Source organism: Pseudomonas sp. AC136, assembly GCF_979258585.1.
Window position 1 is genome coordinate 1549241 of record NZ_OZ409865.1, and the last position, 17795, is coordinate 1567035.

The window sequence follows — 17795 nt, forward strand, 5'->3', positions numbered from 1 at the left end:
CGGGCAGTGCCGCTAGAAGAGCATCTGGAAGCGCACCAGGCGATTGACCGTTTGGGTGAGGCCCTGGCGCAGCAGTAAGTCGAAATAGGCCTGTACCGTGAACGGTGGGTTTTTCAGGGAGCGAAAATGCTGTTGCGCAGCACCGAGCACGGCCGCTTGATCAAGGTCGGCGAGGTCAGCAATAAATTCGTCCGGGTGCACAGCTTCGATGTCATAGGCGGCGAGCGCATGGGCGGGGAAATCCTTCAGGTTGAAGGTCACCACCACGTCGGCCTTGCAACGGATGGCGGCTGCCAGCACGTGGCGGTCGTCGGGGTCGGGTAGTTGCAGACCCGCACATAAGCGTTGATAACCACGCACCACCGCATCGGGAATGGCGGCGTCCATTAATTGCGAGGTTCGGTTTACTTGTTCAGGTGAGATATCCGAACGGTCTTTCAATAGATTGCGCTTCCATTCTTCATGAATCTGCTCGGTCCAGCGCGCCCGAAACAAACCGGACAATCCCAGCCACATCAGCAGGTCCCTTAATGCAGCTGGGTACAGCACGTTGGCGTCAAACACTGCGGTAAACGGTGAGCATCTCATTCATATCCCATACGCAGCTCCTGCGCCTGTTGGGCCAACGCATCCATTGCGGCGGCACTGAGTTGGTCACGCTTGGTTTTGTAAGCCATGAGATCGGCAAACAACACCCGGCGATGACGTCCGGTTTTGGTGAACTTGAGTTCGCCATTCTCCAGCATCTTGACCAAGTGCGGGCGCGACACGTTGAGCATGTCAGCCGCTTCCTGGGTGGTTAGCTCGGCGTGGATGGGCACCACTTTTACCGCATTGCCCAACGCCAGCTCACCGAGAATATCGACCAGCAAACGCAGCGCCGAGGTGGGCAGTTCCACCGTGTGGGCGACGTCGTCTTTGTCGAAAATATCGATGCGCTGGGTGTCGACCCCGGTTTCAAGATACGCAGCGAGCGTGCGCTGCCCCTGCACGGCTGCCGCCACTTCGCGCTCGGCCGGGGGCAACGGGGTTTGTACATCAGCGTGGGTCATGGGAAAGCCTCCGAATCGCAACAAATACAACACGGAGGCAGATTATTCGAAACAAACGAAAAGCGCAATAAACGAAACGAGCGCGGATTGGGCCATCTGACTCGGCGAGCGACATTGCATCGCTCGCCTCGCTTTTAACCGATTACGCCGTTGCAGCCGCCGCTCTGGCAGGCCGACTAACACGCAAGGCAACCACGCTGCCCACCACCGTCAACGCCGCCAGGCTGTAGAGCGCCGCATCGGTGGAGCCGGTCTGGTCTTTGATCCAGCCGACGATATACGGGCTGAGAAAGCCCGCCATCTGGCCAATCGAGTTGATCAGCGCTAACGCTGCCACCGCCACGCTGGCGCTCAGGAACGCCGTGGGCAGCGGCCAGAACATCGGCAGCCCGGTCAGCGCGCCCATGGTGGCGATGGTCAGGCCCAGGATGGCGATGACCGGCACCGCAGCGAAGTTGGCGGCGATCACCAGGCCGATGGCGCCCATCCACATCGGTATAACCAAATGCCAGCGCCGCTCGTTGCGCAGGTCTGCCGAGCGGCCGACTAGCAGCATGAAAATGCCCGCCATCAGGTACGGCAACGCGCTGATCCAGCCGATCACCAGTGCATCGCTGAAGCCCAGGGTTTTGATGATTGAGGGCAGCCAGAAGTTGATCGCGTACACGCCGCTTTGGATGCAGAAGTAGACAAAGCCAAGCACCCACACGAAGGGCATGGTCAGCACCGACAGCGCCGACACATTGGCTTGCACAGGACGGCTGCGGTCGTCGAATGCGATGTCTGCCGCCACGCGGGCGCGTTGTTCAGGCGACAGCCAGCGCGCGCTTTCGGCGTTGTCGCACAGCAGCACAAACGCCAAGGCGCCGAGCAATACGGTGGGCACGCCTTGAATCAGGAACATCCACTGCCAACCCGCCAAACCGCCCTGGCCGGCGGCGAAGTGATTGAGAATCCAGCCAGAGAACGGCCCGCCGAGTAGACCCGACACCGGGATCGCCGACATAAACAACGCCATGATTCGCCCACGGCGCTGGTTCGGGTACCAGCGCGAGAGGTACAGCACGATGCCAGGGAAAAAGCCCGCTTCCGCCATGCCGGTCAGAAAACGCAGCACGTAGAACTCAATGGGCGTGGTGACAAACAGCAGGCAGGTAGAGAACACGCCCCAGGTGATCATCATCAGACCAATCCAGCGCCGTGGCCCAAAGCGGCTCAGCGCCAGGTTGCTGGGCAAACCGCAGAGCACATACCCGATAAAGAAGATGCCGGCGCCAAACCCGTACACGGTTTCGCTGAAGCTCAAGGCGTCAAGCATTTGCAACTTGGCAAAGCCCACGTTGACGCGGTCGAGGTAGTTGAACAGGTAGCAAATAAACAGGAAAGGAATCAGGTGCAGCGTGACGCGACGGTAGACGTGATCGCCTTCAACGTCGCCCACATCGCGAATCGAGGGGGTAGGCATGGGATCATTCCTCTGTGCTTTGTTGTTGTATCCAAGGTCTGCTGGACGCCAGTGCTAAGCGCGTCTCGAGCTTAGTGATTTGGACGTAACCGGGCTTTGGGGTTTTGCACCCATTTGCCGACAATTTTCTGTGTGCTCGCACAAAAGCGCGGTGAGTTTGCCGGCTCATCTACGCACGCGTGCTGCACCACCTTGCCGCCTTTGGCACTTGGAACAATTCGACCCGAGCAGTTGTTGTATGGTTGCCCAACTGCTTTTTCAGGGCCAGGGCCATGTTCGAACTCACACATCAATTGGCGCAAAACATCGTGGACCGGGCGATGGCCATTCTTCCTTACAACGTCAACGTGATGGACAGCCAAGGATTGATTCTGGCCAGCGGCGAGCCGAACCGCATCAATACCCGCCACGAAGGCGCGCAATTGGTGCTCGCCAACCACCGGATCGTCGAGCTGGACGAACAAGCCGCGCGCACGCTCAAGGGCGTGCAGCCAGGCATCAATTTGCCCCTGATGCACGACGAGCAATTGATCGGCGTGCTGGGCATTTCCGGCGACCCGCAGGCGCTGCGCACTTATGCCGAACTGGTGCGCATGACCGCCGAAATGCTGGTCGACCAAAGCCGCATTCAGGCCGAACAGCAATGGCGTAAAACCCGCTGTGATGACCTACTGGCCGTCATGTTGGGCGAAACCGGCGGCTCGCAACGGTTGATTGACGAAGCCCACCAGCTTGGGCTCAAGCCGCACCTGAGCCGCACGCCACACCTGATCGAAATTGCCGACGGCCAAAGCTCGGCCGACCTCGCCGATTGGCTGCGCAGCCAGTACGCCGACAGTTGGTGCAGCGCACCGGCGCCCCACACGGTGCTGTGGTGCTGCCCGGTCGCCATCGAACCCTCACGGTTTGCCGACCGCTTGAAAAACCAGGGCTGGACACTGCAACGCATGGCCTCGGGCATGCCGTGCAGCGACGTGCACGCCTTGCGCCGCTGCTGCCACCGCATCGCCGAACTGCTGGCGTACGGGCAGGCGGTGAAACCGTATCGCCAGTTGCTGTCGCTGACCCGTTGCCGCCTGCCGACCTTGCTCTGGACCCACCGCACCGAAGACACCCTGAGCGAACTGTTGGTGCCGTTGCACAACATCGTCGCCCGCGATGGCAACGGCCAGCTCTTGCGCACGCTGCGCAGTTGGTGCGAACACAACGGTCAGCCGCAGGCGTGTGCCGACGCGCTGGGCATTCATCGCAACAGCCTGCGTTATCGCATGGAGCGCATCACCGAGCTGACGGGCAAAGACCTCACCCGCCTGGACGACCTGGTGGAGCTGTACTTGGCCGTGCAACTCATGCCCAGCAGCGGCTGAGTTTTTGTGTGCCTGCACAAACCACGTCGCGCTGCCTTGTAGCACCGGCCAAAGCGCGGCGCCGATAAAGCGTGCCAGCATGGACGCCCTCACCTGCCGGAGCCCGTTATGAAAATTGTCATCGCCCCCGACTCGTTCAAAGACAGCCTGAGCGCCGCCCATGCCGCCTCGGCGTTAGCGCGCGGGTTCCAGGACGTGTGGCCCGAAGCCGAGCTGGTGCAATGCCCAATGGCAGACGGTGGCGAAGGCACGGTAGAGGCCATTCTCACCGCGCTGCAGGGCGAGGCGCGCACCACGCGGGTAAGCGGCCCGCTGGGACAGCAGGTGAACGCCCGTTGGGGTTGGCTGGCGCAATCACGCACCGCGATTATCGAGATGGCCGAAGCCAGCGGCTTGCAGTTGGTGCCGGTGCAGCTGCGGGATGCGCGCTTCAGCTCCACCCGTGGCACCGGTGAATTGGTACTCGCCGCGCTGGATGCCGGCGCGCAGAAAATCATTCTGACCATTGGCGGCAGCGCGACCAACGACGGCGGCGCCGGCATGTTGCAGGCCTTGGGCGTGAAGCTGCTGGACGCCGGCGGCCATTCGATCGGGCCCGGCGGCTTGCCGCTATCGGTGCTCAATAGTGTCGAAATAAAAGGGCTCGACCCGCGTCTGGCCCAGGTGCAGGTGGAAGTGGCTGCTGACGTCGACAATCCGCTATGCGGCCCCCACGGTGCCTCGTTCACCTTTGGCAAACAGAAAGGCGCCAGCGCCGAGCAGATCGAGCAACTGGATGCCGCCCTCGCCCACTTTGCCGATTGTGCAGCGGTGGCCTTGGGAACTGATCGGCGTGACGAGCCGGGTGCCGGTGCGGCCGGTGGCATTGGGTTCGCCGCCAAGGCTTTTCTTAACGCCACGTTCCGGCCGGGCGTGGAAGTGGTGGCGGAGCTGACGGGGCTCGCGGAAAAAATGCACGGCGCCGATCTGGTGGTCACCGGTGAGGGTCGGTTCGACGCCCAGACCTTGCGCGGCAAGACGCCACTTGGCGTAGCGCGGGTGGCCAAGCAATTCGACGTGCCAGTTATTGTCGTCGCAGGCACGTTGGGAGACGGCTACGCCGAGGTGTACGAGGCTGGCATCGATGCCGCGTTCTCGCTCGCCAACGGGCCGATGACCTTGGAAGAAGCCTGCAAGCAAGCGCCCACGCTATTGCGCGAGCGCGCTCGGGATATTGCTCGCCTCTGGCGCATCAGGGCCGCGCAGGCGAGCCGTTAGGTTACGCGGGCTCGGACATGCTCACGCGGTCCCGAACGCTGGGCCGCTCCTGCATCCGCGCCCACCAGCCGCGAAGGGCATCCAGCTCTTGCGGGATTTCCAGCTCGACCAGGCCGGCAAATATCAACCCGCCAATGACCGTGATGTCGGCCATGGTGAACTGGTCGCCGGCCACAAACGGTTGGCGACGCAGCACCTGGTCGAAATAGCGCATACCGCGAAGTGCTTTGTCGCGCTGACGCAAGCCCCATTCTTGGTTCTGATAAAGCTCCACGTCAGGCCCGAGGCCGGGAGTGGCGTGGTGGAAATACACGCTGATGGCGTCGAGCAGCTCCAATTCGGCGCGCTTGCTCATCATATGGATCACACCCATTTCCTTAGGCGTGCGGCCTGTCAGGCTTGGCGTGCCGTCGAGCGCATCGAGGTATTGGGTGATGGCGGTGCATTCGGCGATCAACGTGCCGTCTTCAAGCTCCAATACTGGCAACGTGCCGGAAAAGTTTTTGGTCAGGAACTCGGGCTTTTTGTGCATGCCTTTCCACAAATCCACCGACTCAAAGCGCACCTGCGCTTGCAGGTTTTTCTCTGCCAGAGCAATGCGAACGCGCGCCGGATAAGGGCCGGTGGGCCAGTCGTAAATTTTCAAAGCGGTCATGCTGCGATCTCCTTACCTATCAGTTGGTAGGCAAACCTTAAACTCGAAATTTCAGGCCGTCAACCTCTATCTATCAGTTGGCAGGTAAAGAGGATCCCGCTACCATTTCGCATCGACCATCACCTATTTACCGAGGGGAAACGCCGTGAGCGCAAACGCCCGGGAAGCCATTCTCGACGCCGCCAGACTAGCCGCGCAGGCCCATGGCTATAGCGGGCTGAACTTCCGCGATTTGGCCGCCACCGTCGGCATCAAGAGCGCGAGCATTCACTACCACTTCCCCACCAAAGCCGATTTGGGCGCGGCTGTGGCCGAGCGGTACTGGCAAGACACCGTCGCCGTGCTCGAAGACTTGCTCGAGCAAACGGGCGACCCACTGGAAAGCCTGCGCCAGTACCCGAGCATTTTTCGCCGCTCGCTTGAGAACGAAAATCGCCTGTGCATGTGCAGTTACATGGCGGCCGAATACGACGACTTGCCAGAGCAGGTCAAAGCCCAGGTGCAGACCTTTGCCGACGTGAATATCGCCTGGCTGAGCAAAACGCTGACGGCGGCCGAGGTGGTCAGTGCCGAACACAGCGACCAGCGCGCTCGGTCGATTTACGCGGCCATTGCCGGTGCGCAGCTGGTGGCCAGAAGCCGCGCCGACATCGCGTTGTACGATGAATTGGTAGCCGGCTATCAACAGGCCGGCTTGCTGCCGGCGTAAGGGCGTGGGCAAAGCCATCGCCGCTATCAACTTTCTCAATAAGCTTCGCTGCGGCACGACCTCTATGCTTCGCGCATTCCTACTTCTGCACGGAGCCACACCATGACCGACGCCGCCTCGCTCGATGACGAAACCCTGGCCTTTGCCGAGCGCGTATTCGATGCGGCCCGCGCCGGTGCCACCGAGGATTTGCAAGCGCTGCTCAGCCAAGGTTTGCCGCCAGACCTGCGCAACCACAAAGGCGACAGCCTGGTAATGCTCGCCAGCTACCACGGCCACGTGCAGACGGTGGCCATGCTGCTGGAACGCGGCGCCGACCCGGACCTGCGCAACAACAATGGTCAAACCCCGCTGGCCGGCGCCGTATTCAAAGGCAATGTGACGATGCTGGAGTTGTTGTTGGCAAGCGGGGCCGATGTCGAAGGTGCGACGCCGGACGGCAAAACCGCGCTGATGATGGCGGCGATGTTTAACCAAACCGCAGCCATTGATGTGTTGCTCGCCCATGGCGCGAACCGCGACGCCCGCGAACAAGGCGGGTTGAGCGCGCTGGATCTGGCACAACGAATGAACGCGCCATTGGCACTGGAGCGTTTGCAGCGCGGGTAAAGCCTGCGCGCCAGCCTTGAATACGACGGCAAATCCGGTAGGCTCGTGGCCTTTCTCAGAGGAGTTTCTGCCATGCCTAAAGCCACCGCTCGCCACATCCTGGTTTCCACCGAAGCTAAGTGCAATGAACTGAAAGCTGCTATCGAAGGCGGCGCCGATTTCGCCCAGGTGGCTAAAGACAACTCGTCCTGCCCATCCAGCCGCGAAGGCGGCAACCTCGGCTCGTTCGGCCCTGGTCAGATGGTTAAAGAGTTCGACACCGTGGTTTTCAGCGCCCCGGTCAACGTGGTGCAGGGCCCGGTGAAAACCCAGTTCGGCTACCACTTGCTGGAAGTGACCAGCCGCCAGGACTGATCCGCCCCTAACGCCCTCGGTGCCGCTGCGCGCCGGGGGCGTTTTTGTATCTGCTTACCGTCCCGATAAAGGCGGCCGCAACGGTTCGCTGACACCCACGAAGATGCAATGCGTTCGCATTGAGCTGCGCTTGACCCAAGGCAACGTCGCCGCGCAAAGGCCGCCGTATAACCGTGCGACCCGCGCCACCGCGCTTTTTTTGCCCCCGAGGTCGAGCATGAACACCCCCACTCCAACCACCACTGCCGCCACCATCTGCGCCGCCGCAGACGAGCTGAAAGGCTTCGTCGGTTTCAACAGCAAAACCGGCCAGCACATCGTGCGTTTCAGCGAAGACTCCTTTGGCCTGGACGTCGTCGAAAGCAGCATCACGCCCACCGCCGAGTTCGTCTGGGTACAAGTAGACGGCGACGTGATGACCCTCAGCCGCGAATGCCTGCAACTGCTGTTCAACCAGAATATTGACGACCGCCTCAACCTCTCGCCCGCACTTCATGTGTACATGGGCCGCCGCGACTTACCGGAAATTCGCGCCGAGCGCCGCCTGCAGAAAACCTGCAGTGGCAACTGCCAGAACGGCACCTGCAAGAACGGTCACAGCCATCACACTCATGCTGAACGGCTGTCTTCTACTACCCTTCTTTAACCGCGCGGAAATGGACCTACACGTTGACGCCCGGTCGATGCCTCGCCCCGGCAGTCGACCAGGGCGCAATCACTGGCTCCAGCGAAGCGCTCTTTCAGGAGAACCTCTATGGTCCGTGACATCTTTATCAACCTTGCGGTTAAGAATCTGCCAAACGCCATCGCCTTCTTCACCCACCTGGGTTTCACCTTCAACCCGCAATACACCGACGACACCGCCACTTGCATGATTCTCGGCGAGCACATCTACGCCATGCTGCTGACCGAGGAAAAATTCAAGGGCTTCACCCCCAAGGCCATCTGCAACGCTCACACCCACAGCGAAGTGCTGACCTGCGTGGCCGTGGCCGACCGCGAAAAGGTCGATGACCTGGTGAGCAAAGCTCTGGCCGCCGGCGGACGCACGCTTGGCGATCCGAAGGATTACGGCTTTATGTACCAGCATTCGTTCGAAGATCTGGACGGCCACATTTGGGAGCTGATCGCGATGCAAGAAGACGCAGTGGCGTGACGGTCGGCCTAAATCGCAGGCAACAAAAAGCCCGGCCAGTGCCGGGCTTTGAAGGGGTGAAACCTGGCCGGTGTTAGGCCAGGGTATGAGCCTGCAGACGATCAGCACCGCCTTCAGCTACACGGTTGGTACGTTCAGCACCGCCTTCGGCAACGGTGTTGGTGCGTTCTGCGCCGCCTTCAGCTACGCGGTTGGTACGTTCAGCGCCGCCTTCGGCAACGGTGTTGGTACGATCAGCACCGCCTTCAGCTACACGGTTGGTACGTTCAGCGCCGCCTTCGGCAACGGTGTTGGTGCGTTCTGCGCCGCCTTCAGCTACACGGTTGGTACGTTCAGCGCCGCCTTCGGCAACGGTGTTGGTGCGTTCTGCGCCGCCTTCAGCTACGCGGTTGGTGCGTTCAGCGCCGCCTTCGGCAACGGTGTTGGTACGATCAGCACCGCCTTCAGCTACGCGGTTGGTACGTTCAGCGCCACCTTCGGCAACGGTGTTGGTGCGTTCTGCGCCGCCTTCGGCTACGCGGTCAATCACCATGTAGCCACCTTCGTCGGCGACACGGCGGTCGGCGCCACTTTCGGCCAGAACGGTTTGCACGACTGCAGGGCTTGCGACAGCAGCGGCTTGAGCAGCTGGTACGGTGAACAGGCTAGCGATGAACAGTGCAGCGAAGGCTTGAGATTTCATGGTGGTTGCTCCAGAAGATTGGGTGTGTAAGTGAGTACGGAGCCAATCTTACGGATCGCCAGTTGTTTAAAAAGTGAACGCTCGAGATAGCTATCATCGATGAGAATGATATTGCTGAAAAGGTTTGGCTATCAGCAAGTTAAGCCCAACCCCCGGCCTATCAAACGCAAAAAGCCCGAGGTTTTACGCTCGGGCTTTTTCTCGCAGCGGTGTGCTTACAGCAAGGTTTTGATCGCGAATGCAGCGCCGACTGCCAGGGCGAACGCCAACACGGCGATCAACGCTTTGTTCACCGGCCGCGCTTCAACCACCGCTTCCTGCTGCGCAGTGGCGGCGTTGGCGGTGGCCACTTTCAACGGATTGACCGTCGCCGCCTGCACGCTTGGGCGAATCACCGTGGGCTTGGGCACGTTTAGCGCTGGCATAAACAGCGTCGCGTCTTCGTCATCCGATTGCGACACTTCCACTTTCGGTCCGATCACCAACAGCGTGACCGAACCCATGCGCACCTGATCGCCAGGTTGCAGCACGGCCATCGCCACTTTCTGGTGATTGACGAACACGCCGTTGGCCGAGGCGAGGTCTTTGATTTCCAGCACTTCGTCTTTAAGGAAAAACTCAGCGTGGCGGCGCGACAGTTCCAGATCGCCAAAGCACATCTCGCACTTCACCGAACGGCCAAACGTCATCGAGCCGGTGACGTGGAATTTGTGCCCCTGATGCTGCTCGCCAGTAATCACCTGCAAGAACCAGCGCGGCGCGGCAACCGGCTTGGGCTTGCTTTTGGCCGGGTCGATAAGCGTCAGCTCCAGGTCGCCGAGTTTCACTTTGTCGTCTGAACGCAATTGATAGCGCGCCCCAACCCGCTCGCCATTAACGAACGTGCCCGCGGCAGTGCCGCAGTCGGTGAGGTAGTAAAGGCCGTGGTCCTGGCGGATTTCCGCGTGGAATGGGCTGATGTCGGCGTCGCTCAAAACCAGGTTGTTGCGGCTGTCCTGGCCGATGGTGAAACGCTCGTCAACCAGCCAGATAGGCGCCTGACGGTTGTCGCTGAAATGAATCCTGAGCATGTGCGGCACGACCTTGAGAAATGACAACCAAACGGGAGCAATTAATCGTTAACGCGAGGCCCGCCGGAGCCTCGCGCAACAGGGGTGTCACTTTGCCACTAGTTGAAGAGTTTATTCCACAAGCGTTTGACGACGTTCGGATTATTTTCTTCAGCGGTCGTTGTCGGTGCGCTCTTCGCCGCGCTGGCGGGGGCACGCGCTGGCTTGGCGGCGGCGGCGAGCGCGGCTTTCTTCTTCGCGGCAGCGCGCGCGGCGATTTCGGCCTCGGTTTTGCGCACCCGCTCTTCATGGCCATTAAGGCTGGCGAGGAGTTTTTCGTTATCAGGCTGCGCTTCCAAACCGCTTTTGATCAGTTGCAGGGCCTGGTCATATTGCAGCTTGTCGTAGGCCACTTCGCTCAGGTCGAGGAACCGTTCAGCCACCGCCTGCAGCCCCGTCATTGCTTGCTCATTACCCGGCGACCAGCCCAGTACTTGCTGGTAGTAGAACACCGCATTGTTGCCTTCGGGTTGCAGCAAGTGGTCTTCGGTGGCGGCTTTCTGCGCCAGGTTCAGGCTGTTGGCGATGCGTGCTTGCAACACCCGTTGCAAGCCATCCAAAGCCTCGTCGTTGTTTTGATCGATCAGCAGCACTTGGCGATAGAAGTAGTCGGCGTTGTGCTCCGGCGGTTCAACCAGCTTGCCCTCGTTGAGGCTCAACTCACCTTGAGTGAGCAGCCCGGCGATTTTCTGTTGTTGCTGATAGTAGTAACCACCCAGCCCGGCGCCACCGGCCACAACCAACACCACCAACGCAGCCACCCACAGGGCGCGCTTGCTTCGCGGGGCGCGCGGCGCCTTCGCTGGTTTCGGCGGTCTGGCTGGTTTAACCGCTGCCACGTTGGCGGGCGCGGTTTTTACGGCGGCAAGCTTGGCGGTGCGGTCCGCTTTTTCAGCCTTGATGGGAACCACTTTGGCGATGCGGGTGTGGTCCAGTTCCTGTTCGTTCAGCTCGGCCAGACTCGCCAGCAACACGTGGCAATCGGCAAATCGTTCGTCCGGGTTTTTCGCCAGCATGCGGCTCAGCAAGTGCTGGTATTGGCGCAGATGATCCGGCAACTCCGGCGCGTCCATCTGCACATGGTTCATCACGGTCTGGGTGTAGCTCGAACCTTTGAAGGGATTATTGCCGGTGAGCATCTCCAGCAAAATCACGCCGAGGCTGTAGATGTCGGTGCGCGCATCCAGCGGCTCGCACTGCGTCTGTTCGGGGCTGCTGTAGGCCGGGCTGCCAACCGCCACGTTGAATTGGGTCAGCTCGCTGTTGATGTCCAGCTCTTTGGCGATACCGAAGTCGGTGATTACCGCCGTGCCGTCGGCGCGAAAGAGGATATTCGCGGGCTTGATGTCGCGGTGCACCATGCCCTTGTCATGCACAACGGCCAGGCCGCTGGCGATTTGCCGAACGATGCTCAGCGCGCGCTGCGGCTCAAACACTTCGCCTTTGTGTTGGGCCAGGTCGCCACCCGCCACGAATTCCATGGCCAGGTAATAGCGGCCATCGGGCAACTGGTCGATGTCATGAATGGTGATGATCGAGGGGTGATGCAACGAGGCAACGATGTGCCCCTCTTTTATAAAGCGCTTGCTGAAGGCTTCGTCGTCGGCGCTGAGCAGCACCTTGATCGCCACTTGGCGGTGCAACGATTCCTGGGTCGCCAGGTACACCTCGGCCATACCGCCTTTACCCAACCGGCCATGCACGAGGTAACCGGGAATTTCTAGCAAGCTGTCATTCATAAGAAGGTGGTACGCGTCTTGTAGTTATCGGCCCAGAAGCTCTAGGTCAGGGGGGCGAAGAAAAATCGGCAGTGCCGCCAACCAGGTATCACGAAAAGCCTGGGAAGGTTCGCTCAGATTCGGCGCATTTTCCAACAAACTGTCAGAGTTTTCCTAGATTCAAAAGTTTCCTGAGGAAACTTTGCGGGCGTTGATTCGCGTCCATTTGTTCCACGACTGCGAGACCGATCACGATGCAGGAAATATTGTCGCGCCCGCCCGCCTCGTTTGCCGCCGCGATCAGTTGTTCCACCACCTCGTCCAAGGTGCTGGCGCCAGCGCATACGGCCTGAATATCTTCGTCGCGCAATTCACCGCTGAGGCCGTCGCTGCACAGCAGCAACAACTCGCCGGGCGCCAGGCTGCCCTGCTCCACGCTCACTTCCAGGGTTTGCTGGGCCTGGCCGAGGCAACGGGTGACCACGTTGCGCCGCGGATGATGGCGCGCCTCTTCAGCGCTGAGTTCGCCGGCGTCCACCAAACTTTGCACCAGGCTGTGGTCGCGGCTGAGTTGGGCGATGCCCTGGGCGCTGAGGCGATAAGCGCGGCTGTCGCCGACCCAGGCCAGTTCGAACGCTGCGCCATTGAAGCGCGCCGCCACCAGGGTGGTGCCCATGCCGGCGGACTCCGGGTCTTGCTCGCCGGCGGCAATAATCGCCTGGTTGGCACTGTGGGTGGCGGTGTCCAGCGACTCGCCGGCCTGCACCGCGTCGAGCAACGTATCCAGAGCTATGGCGCTGGCCACTTCGCCGCGCTGATGCCCGCCCATGCCGTCGGCCACTGCCCACAACTGCAACGCGGGGCAGCACAGCAGTGAATCCTCGTTGTGCGTGCGCACGCGACCGCTGACCGAAAGCGCTGCATAACCGAGGGAGACTGGGGCAAAGGGAGTAGGCATAGGCCGATGGCGGACCGTTTGAGAAGTGGATAACAAATTAAGCGACGTCGAATCATGCGACCCCGCCACCGGGCTGTCATCGCTTTTACGCAAAAGTGTTAAACAGTCGAGCCTTGGCCATGCGACAGACAACTCGATTTGAGGGGGTGCCAGCGCGATGCAGAGCGACTAAAATCGGCAACCTTATTTCGTCGCCCTGGTTTTACTGCCCACTCACCGGCCCCGTAAACACCGCGCCACGACCCGCTTACCAACCAGTCAGAGCAAGAGAGCCAGCATGGGCGCACAGTGGAAAGCCAAACCTAAAGAAGCCGCCGCCAACGCCAGAGGCAAGATTTTTGGACGTTTGGTGAAAGAAATCATGATCGCCGCACGCAACGGCGCCGATCCGGACCTCAACCCCAAGCTGCGTTTGGCCATCCACCAGTCGAAAAAGGCCTCGATGCCCAAAGACACCCTCGAGCGTGCCATTAAAAAAGGCGCCGGTTTGCTGGGCGACACCGTTACTTTCCACTCGGCCACCTATGAAGGCTTCGCCCCGCACCAGGTGCCAGTGATCATTGAGTGCCTGACCGACAACATCAACCGCACCGTGGCCGAAATTCGCGTGCTGTTCCGCAAGGGGCAAATGGGCGCATCGGGTTCGGTGACCTGGGATTTCGACCACGTCGGCATGATCGAAGCCAGCCCGGAAGGCGACGCCGATCCTGAGCTGGCCGCCATCGAAGCGGGCGCGCAAGATTTCGAACCCGCTGAAGAAGGCGCCACGCTGTTCATCACCGAACCCACCGACCTCGACGCCGTTAGCCGCGCCCTGCCGGAGCACGGCTTTACCGTGAACTCCGCGACGCTGGGCTACCGTCCGAAAAACCCAGTGACCTCGCTGACGCCGGAGCAAATGGAAGAAGTCGAAGCCTTCCTCGAAGCCCTCGACAACCATGATGACGTGCAGAACGTGTACGTCGGTCTCTCGGGCTGATCGCAACAGCCGCTTCTACACTCAACCTGTAGGAGCGGCTTCAGCCGCGATTCCTGGAAACACCGCTCCACCTTTATTACCTCTCCCGGACTTCCCCAATGACCACGCAAACACCTTCGCCCGATCAGCCAGACCAACCGAGCGAAGTGGACGCCACCGCCGACACCCCAGCGAAAAAGCCTGGCTTTAGCTTTCCCTTCTCGGCGTTCGCCAAAGGCGCTAAAGACAACATGCCACTGGGCTACAAGCCAATCGACAAATCCAACCACGACAAGAAGCCGGGCCGCGCACCAAACGGCACCCGCCGCTCGATGGGCAAACGTTGAGCAGCGTCGTTGCCGGCCTGCTGCTAAAGGCCAATGAAGCGCGAATCGTGACGCTGGCGGGCACGCGGGCGAGCCACGTGTTGGTGGCCGAGAAAATGAATAAGTTGGCCGTGGTGAAGAACCCGACCCGCGAAGACGTGGCGGCATTCGTGCAGGCGCTAACGGCGTTCTGTACCGCCAACAAGGTGGAAAAACTGGTGCTCAACCGCCGCGCCACCAGCGGCCAGGGCGCAGGTGGCGCCGGTACGTTTCTGTTGGAAGGTGTGGTGTTGGCCTGCTCGCTGGTTCCAGTGGATTTCGTTCACCCCGCCACGCTGAAAGCCACCGAGCGCAAAGCCGGTGACAGCAAGGAGCAGAAGCCGGCCACCGTCGACTTAGGCAAAGCCTACGACCTGGCCTACGAAGGTCTGCTGTAGGCCGCGTCCGCGCCGACGAAAAAATCCGCCAGGCGTTCGATCAACAACGGTTTGCTGTGGGTAAACCAACGCTTAGCTGCCCGCTCCTGCCATTCTTCTGCGCGATCCAGGCTATGGCGCGGCACGAAATCGGCGAGGAACAGGCCCAGGCTCAGCAGGTTGATGTCGTGCCCGGCCACGGTGATTTTTTCCAGCAGCTCATGCAATGCCGCGCGCAGTTCCGGCGGCCAATGCTGACCGGCGCAAATCTGCTCTTCCAACGCGCGACAGGTGTCGAGGCGTTCCAGCATCTGCCCCCTCCTCCTCGTTAAGGTTTAGGCCAGCACCGCGACAGATTTCACCTGCGCCCACAATGCCTGACCGATCTTCAATTCAAGCTGATCCCGAGAAAAACGCGTGATCCGCGCCAGCAGCGGCGTGCCTTGCATGTCCAGTTGCACCAGCACGTGGGCGCTGTTTTGCGCCGCCACTTCGGCCACCACTGTTACCGGCAATACGTTGAGAATACTGCTGTGCAGCGGCTTTTCCAGGGCCAGGCTGACGTCGCGCGCCTGCACCTTGAAGCGCATCTGCTTGCCCAGTGCCACCGGCACATGGGCCACCTGAACGCGCAGCGGGCCGTCGGCGAACCCCAGGCTGAGTAGCTGATAGTCGGCGTTGTAGTCGCACACCGTTGCCTGAAGCACCACGCCGGCGTCGTCGCCTTGGGCCATGGGCAAGTCGAGGCGCGACAACAACTCGCCCACCGGCCCGCTGGCCCGAGCGCGACCGCCTTCGAGTAGCACCATATGATCGGCCAGCCGCCCGACTTCATCCGGCGCATGGCTGACGTACAGCACAGGAATATCCAGCTCGTCATGCAGACGCTCCAGGTAGGGCAAGATTTCCTGTTTGCGCCTGTAGTCCAGCGCCGCCAGCGGCTCGTCCATCAGTAACAGTTTTGGACTGGTCAGCAACGCCCGGGCAATACCTACGCGCTGGCGCTCGCCGCCGGAAAGATGCTCCGGCATGCGTTCTAGCAAATGTTCGATACCCAATAATTCGACCGCCTGAGCGAGCTTCACCCGTTGCGCGGCGGCGCCAATGCGCTTGAAACCAAAGGTCAGATTGGCCCGCACCGACAGGTGCGCAAACAGGCTGGCCTCCTGAAACACATAGCCCAACGCGCGCTGATGCACCGGCAAGAAAAAACCCGTGGCGCTGTCCTGCCACAACTCGCCATTGACCCGCAAATAACCCGAGCTGGCGCGTTCCAGCCCGGCCACGCAGCGCAGGCAGGTTGTTTTCCCCGAGCCGGAATCGCCGAACAAAGCGCTGACGCCACGGCCGGGCAATTGCAGGTCGACATCCAGACTGAACGCCGCATAGTCCACCTTGAAGCGCGCTTCGATCATCGCACCACCGCCTTGCGCCCTTTGGCCTGCAACAGCAGCAGAATCGCGAACGAGAACACCAGCATGCCGCCCGACAGCCAGTGGGCTTGGGCGTATTCCATGGCCTCGACGTGGTCGAAAATCTGCACCGACACCACCCGCGTTTTATCTGGAATGTTGCCGCCAATCATCAGCACCACGCCGAATTCACCAATGGTGTGGGCGAAACCCAGAATCGACGCGGTTAAAAACCCCGGCCGCGCCAACGGCAACGCCACGCTGAAAAACGTATCCAGTGGACTGGCCCGCAACGTGGCAGCCACTTCCAACGGCCGGTCGCCAATCGCCTCAAACGCGGTTTGAATCGGCTGCACCACAAACGGCATGGAATAAAACACCGAGCCCACCACCAGGCCCGCGAAACTGAACGGCAGAATGCCCAAGCCCAGACTCTGAGTCAGTTGGCCAATGACACCGTTTGGCCCGAGGGTGATCAGCAAATAGAAACCGATCACCGTCGGCGGCAGCACCAGCGGCAACGCCACCACCGCAGCCACCGGCGCCTTGAGCCGCGAGCGGGTTCGCGCCAGCCACCAGGCGATAGGCGTGCCGATGATCAGCAGCAACACGGTGGTCACCGTGGCCAATTGCAAGGTCAGCCAAATGGCCGCGAAATCCGCGCCTGTCAGAGACATTCCGATAACTCTTAAAGCTGATAGCCGAACGACTTGATCACCGCTGCGGCCTTGTCACCGCGCAGGTAATCGACCAACGCCTTGGCGGCTGCGCTGTCTTTGCCTTTGTTCAGGATCACCGCGTCCTGTTTGATCGGCTCATGCAAGTTGGCCGGCACCAACCACGCGGAACCGCTAGTGACCTTGCCGTCTTTATAAACCTGGGAAAGCGCCACGAAACCCAGCTCGGCGTTGCCGGTGGACACGAATTGCAACGCCTGGGTGATGCTCTGGCCTTCAACCAGCTTGGGTTTCAGCGCATCGGTGAGCCCCAACTTTTCCAGCACTTGCGTGGCGGCCAGGCCATAGGGCGCGGCTTTCGGATTGGCGATGGCCAAGTGGGTGAACGCGTTTTTCTTCAACACTTCACCGTTGCTGTCGACGTAGCCGTTTTTCGCCGACCACAGCGCCAGCGCGCCAATCGCGTAAGTGAAGCGCGAGCCGGACACCGTTTCGCCTTCGCGCTCCAGCTTGGCCGGCGTTGCATCGTCGGCGGCAAGGAACACCTCAAACGGCGCGCCATTTTTAATCTGGCTGTAGAACTGGCCGGTGGCGCCGTAGGAGGCGACCAACTTGTGCCCGGTGTCTTTCTCAAAATCGGCCGCCAAAGCTTGAATCGGCGCGGTGAAATTCGCGGCAACCGCCACTTGCACCTCATCAGCGAACACGCTGCTCAAGGCGAACGAGGCGGACAAGGCAACAACCAGGCGAGACAGGGTCAACGTCATAAACAGTTCCTTTGTAGAGGCAAGTTCCAGCGAAGAGGACAATCACCACACCGAGCGCTATTTTCGGAACTATATAGCGGTGGACGGAGTGGCGGATAGCGATCCGGTAAAAACAACGGGCGCATCTTTGAAAATATCTGACCAGCAA

General features: G+C 60.7%; 21 protein-coding genes and 1 pseudogene. 10 read left to right on the plus strand and 12 right to left on the minus strand.

From position 1 onward, the window contains the following. Positions 1–12: 12 nt before the first annotated feature. The 3 genes from ACZZZU_RS06865 to ACZZZU_RS06875 form a co-directional block, all read right to left on the minus strand. Entirely contained in the window at positions 13–588 is a 576-nt protein-coding gene (locus ACZZZU_RS06865) for a PIN domain-containing protein (RefSeq protein ID WP_463550176.1), read from the minus strand. Next, complete coding sequence (locus ACZZZU_RS06870; RefSeq protein ID WP_463550177.1) at positions 585–1052, minus strand: helix-turn-helix domain-containing protein; 468 nt, start codon at positions 1050–1052, stop codon at positions 585–587. Before ACZZZU_RS06870 ends, ACZZZU_RS06865 begins: the two co-directional genes overlap by 4 nt. A 142-nt stretch (positions 1053–1194) precedes the next feature. Beyond that, positions 1195–2517: an MFS transporter gene (locus tag ACZZZU_RS06875; protein WP_463383384.1), complete on the minus strand. Its 1323-nt coding sequence runs from the start codon at positions 2515–2517 to the stop codon at positions 1195–1197. A 272-nt stretch (positions 2518–2789) separates the two neighbouring features. Between ACZZZU_RS06875 and ACZZZU_RS06880 the strand changes: the two genes are divergently transcribed. Together ACZZZU_RS06880 and ACZZZU_RS06885 are read left to right on the plus strand one after the other, a co-directional pair. Next, positions 2790–3884 (plus strand): sugar diacid recognition domain-containing protein, encoded by a 1095-nt coding sequence (locus ACZZZU_RS06880; protein WP_463550178.1) that lies wholly within the window; start codon positions 2790–2792, stop codon positions 3882–3884. A 108-nt stretch (positions 3885–3992) separates the two neighbouring features. Continuing rightward, on the plus strand, positions 3993–5141 hold the full coding sequence (locus ACZZZU_RS06885) for a glycerate kinase (RefSeq protein WP_463550179.1): 1149 nt from the start codon (positions 3993–3995) through the stop codon (positions 5139–5141). A gap of 1 nt (position 5142) precedes the next feature. Here the strand turns inward: ACZZZU_RS06885 and ACZZZU_RS06890 are convergent, their stop codons facing one another. Next, positions 5143–5796: a glutathione S-transferase gene (locus ACZZZU_RS06890; protein WP_463550180.1), complete on the minus strand. Its 654-nt coding sequence runs from the start codon at positions 5794–5796 to the stop codon at positions 5143–5145. A gap of 145 nt (positions 5797–5941) precedes the next feature. On the opposite strand from ACZZZU_RS06890, the gene ACZZZU_RS06895 reads away from it, so the two are divergent. The 5 genes and pseudogenes from ACZZZU_RS06895 (at position 5942) to ACZZZU_RS06915 (ending at position 8624) form a co-directional block, all read left to right on the plus strand. Further along, a complete protein-coding gene (locus tag ACZZZU_RS06895) occupies positions 5942–6505 on the plus strand; it encodes a TetR/AcrR family transcriptional regulator (RefSeq protein WP_463550181.1) in 564 nt (187 codons plus the stop codon). A 102-nt stretch (positions 6506–6607) separates the two neighbouring features. Next, positions 6608–7114: an ankyrin repeat domain-containing protein gene (locus ACZZZU_RS06900; RefSeq protein ID WP_463550182.1), complete on the plus strand. Its 507-nt coding sequence runs from the start codon at positions 6608–6610 to the stop codon at positions 7112–7114. Between the two features lie 72 nt (positions 7115–7186). Continuing rightward, a complete protein-coding gene (locus ACZZZU_RS06905; RefSeq protein ID WP_122453555.1) occupies positions 7187–7468 on the plus strand; it encodes a peptidylprolyl isomerase in 282 nt (93 codons plus the stop codon). 217 nt (positions 7469–7685) lie between these two features. Next, positions 7686–8015: pseudogene (locus ACZZZU_RS06910) on the plus strand (DUF2025 family protein); the annotation flags it as partial. Positions 8016–8222: 207 nt separating this feature from the next. Beyond that, positions 8223–8624 carry a VOC family protein gene (locus tag ACZZZU_RS06915; protein ID WP_122493751.1) on the plus strand — a complete coding sequence of 134 codons (402 nt, stop codon included), beginning with the start codon at positions 8223–8225 and terminating at the stop codon, positions 8622–8624. Positions 8625–8697: 73 nt separating this feature from the next. Here the strand turns inward: ACZZZU_RS06915 and ACZZZU_RS06920 are convergent, their stop codons facing one another. The 4 genes from ACZZZU_RS06920 to ACZZZU_RS06935 form a co-directional block, all read right to left on the minus strand. Beyond that, positions 8698–9306, minus strand: a complete 609-nt coding sequence (locus ACZZZU_RS06920) for a hypothetical protein (protein ID WP_463550183.1) — start codon at positions 9304–9306, stop codon at positions 8698–8700. A 215-nt stretch (positions 9307–9521) separates the two neighbouring features. After that, on the minus strand, positions 9522–10376 hold the full coding sequence (locus ACZZZU_RS06925; protein WP_463550184.1) for an FHA domain-containing protein: 855 nt from the start codon (positions 10374–10376) through the stop codon (positions 9522–9524). 98 nt (positions 10377–10474) lie between these two features. Beyond that, positions 10475–12154, minus strand: coding sequence for a serine/threonine protein kinase (locus ACZZZU_RS06930; RefSeq protein ID WP_463550185.1), 1680 nt, complete (start codon positions 12152–12154; stop codon positions 10475–10477). A 142-nt stretch (positions 12155–12296) separates the two neighbouring features. Continuing rightward, positions 12297–13091, minus strand: a complete 795-nt coding sequence (locus tag ACZZZU_RS06935) for a Stp1/IreP family PP2C-type Ser/Thr phosphatase (RefSeq protein ID WP_463550186.1) — start codon at positions 13089–13091, stop codon at positions 12297–12299. 277 nt (positions 13092–13368) lie between these two features. Between ACZZZU_RS06935 and ACZZZU_RS06940 the strand changes: the two genes are divergently transcribed. The 3 genes from ACZZZU_RS06940 (at position 13369) to ACZZZU_RS06950 (ending at position 14812) form a co-directional block, all read left to right on the plus strand. Next, a complete protein-coding gene (locus ACZZZU_RS06940) occupies positions 13369–14070 on the plus strand; it encodes a YebC/PmpR family DNA-binding transcriptional regulator (RefSeq protein ID WP_122493756.1) in 702 nt (233 codons plus the stop codon). 98 nt (positions 14071–14168) lie between these two features. Beyond that, complete coding sequence (locus ACZZZU_RS06945; protein WP_463550187.1) at positions 14169–14396, plus strand: hypothetical protein; 228 nt, start codon at positions 14169–14171, stop codon at positions 14394–14396. Beyond that, positions 14393–14812, plus strand: a complete 420-nt coding sequence (locus ACZZZU_RS06950; protein ID WP_463550188.1) for a DUF3010 family protein — start codon at positions 14393–14395, stop codon at positions 14810–14812. The genes ACZZZU_RS06945 and ACZZZU_RS06950 overlap by 4 nt, the downstream gene beginning before the upstream one ends. Here ACZZZU_RS06950 and ACZZZU_RS06955 read toward each other — a convergent pair. The 4 genes from ACZZZU_RS06955 to modA are packed head-to-tail and all read right to left on the minus strand — an operon-like array spanning position 14794 to position 17647. Beyond that, positions 14794–15102, minus strand: a complete 309-nt coding sequence (locus tag ACZZZU_RS06955) for a hypothetical protein (RefSeq protein WP_122493759.1) — start codon at positions 15100–15102, stop codon at positions 14794–14796. The genes ACZZZU_RS06950 and ACZZZU_RS06955 overlap by 19 nt on opposite strands. A 24-nt stretch (positions 15103–15126) precedes the next feature. Continuing rightward, positions 15127–16206, minus strand: a complete 1080-nt coding sequence (gene modC / locus ACZZZU_RS06960; protein ID WP_463550189.1) for a molybdenum ABC transporter ATP-binding protein — start codon at positions 16204–16206, stop codon at positions 15127–15129. Next, entirely contained in the window at positions 16203–16880 is a 678-nt protein-coding gene (modB, locus tag ACZZZU_RS06965; RefSeq protein WP_463550190.1) for a molybdate ABC transporter permease subunit, read from the minus strand. The genes modC and modB overlap by 4 nt, the downstream gene beginning before the upstream one ends. A gap of 11 nt (positions 16881–16891) precedes the next feature. Further along, positions 16892–17647, minus strand: coding sequence for a molybdate ABC transporter substrate-binding protein (gene modA / locus ACZZZU_RS06970; RefSeq protein ID WP_463550191.1), 756 nt, complete (start codon positions 17645–17647; stop codon positions 16892–16894). Positions 17648–17795 lie beyond the last annotated feature (148 nt).

What these genes read in the sequence shown, in the direction of transcription:
- ACZZZU_RS06865 (WP_463550176.1), bottom strand. Translation starts at nt 588, where the DNA reads ATGAGATGCTCACCGTTTACCGCAGTGTTTGACGCCAACGTGCTGTAC.
- ACZZZU_RS06870 (WP_463550177.1), bottom strand. Translation starts at nt 1,052, where the DNA reads ATGACCCACGCTGATGTACAAACCCCGTTGCCCCCGGCCGAGCGCGAA.
- ACZZZU_RS06875 (WP_463383384.1), bottom strand. Translation starts at nt 2,517, where the DNA reads ATGCCTACCCCCTCGATTCGCGATGTGGGCGACGTTGAAGGCGATCAC.
- ACZZZU_RS06880 (WP_463550178.1), top strand. Translation starts at nt 2,790, where the DNA reads ATGTTCGAACTCACACATCAATTGGCGCAAAACATCGTGGACCGGGCG.
- ACZZZU_RS06885 (WP_463550179.1), top strand. Translation starts at nt 3,993, where the DNA reads ATGAAAATTGTCATCGCCCCCGACTCGTTCAAAGACAGCCTGAGCGCC.
- ACZZZU_RS06890 (WP_463550180.1), bottom strand. Translation starts at nt 5,796, where the DNA reads ATGACCGCTTTGAAAATTTACGACTGGCCCACCGGCCCTTATCCGGCG.
- ACZZZU_RS06900 (WP_463550182.1), top strand. Translation starts at nt 6,608, where the DNA reads ATGACCGACGCCGCCTCGCTCGATGACGAAACCCTGGCCTTTGCCGAG.
- ACZZZU_RS06905 (WP_122453555.1), top strand. Translation starts at nt 7,187, where the DNA reads ATGCCTAAAGCCACCGCTCGCCACATCCTGGTTTCCACCGAAGCTAAG.
- ACZZZU_RS06915 (WP_122493751.1), top strand. Translation starts at nt 8,223, where the DNA reads ATGGTCCGTGACATCTTTATCAACCTTGCGGTTAAGAATCTGCCAAAC.
- ACZZZU_RS06920 (WP_463550183.1), bottom strand. Translation starts at nt 9,306, where the DNA reads ATGAAATCTCAAGCCTTCGCTGCACTGTTCATCGCTAGCCTGTTCACC.
- ACZZZU_RS06925 (WP_463550184.1), bottom strand. Translation starts at nt 10,376, where the DNA reads ATGCTCAGGATTCATTTCAGCGACAACCGTCAGGCGCCTATCTGGCTG.
- ACZZZU_RS06930 (WP_463550185.1), bottom strand. Translation starts at nt 12,154, where the DNA reads ATGAATGACAGCTTGCTAGAAATTCCCGGTTACCTCGTGCATGGCCGG.
- ACZZZU_RS06935 (WP_463550186.1), bottom strand. Translation starts at nt 13,091, where the DNA reads ATGCCTACTCCCTTTGCCCCAGTCTCCCTCGGTTATGCAGCGCTTTCG.
- ACZZZU_RS06940 (WP_122493756.1), top strand. Translation starts at nt 13,369, where the DNA reads ATGGGCGCACAGTGGAAAGCCAAACCTAAAGAAGCCGCCGCCAACGCC.
- ACZZZU_RS06945 (WP_463550187.1), top strand. Translation starts at nt 14,169, where the DNA reads ATGACCACGCAAACACCTTCGCCCGATCAGCCAGACCAACCGAGCGAA.
- ACZZZU_RS06955 (WP_122493759.1), bottom strand. Translation starts at nt 15,102, where the DNA reads ATGCTGGAACGCCTCGACACCTGTCGCGCGTTGGAAGAGCAGATTTGC.
- modC (WP_463550189.1), bottom strand. Translation starts at nt 16,206, where the DNA reads ATGATCGAAGCGCGCTTCAAGGTGGACTATGCGGCGTTCAGTCTGGAT.
- modB (WP_463550190.1), bottom strand. Translation starts at nt 16,880, where the DNA reads ATGTCTCTGACAGGCGCGGATTTCGCGGCCATTTGGCTGACCTTGCAA.
- modA (WP_463550191.1), bottom strand. Translation starts at nt 17,647, where the DNA reads ATGACGTTGACCCTGTCTCGCCTGGTTGTTGCCTTGTCCGCCTCGTTC.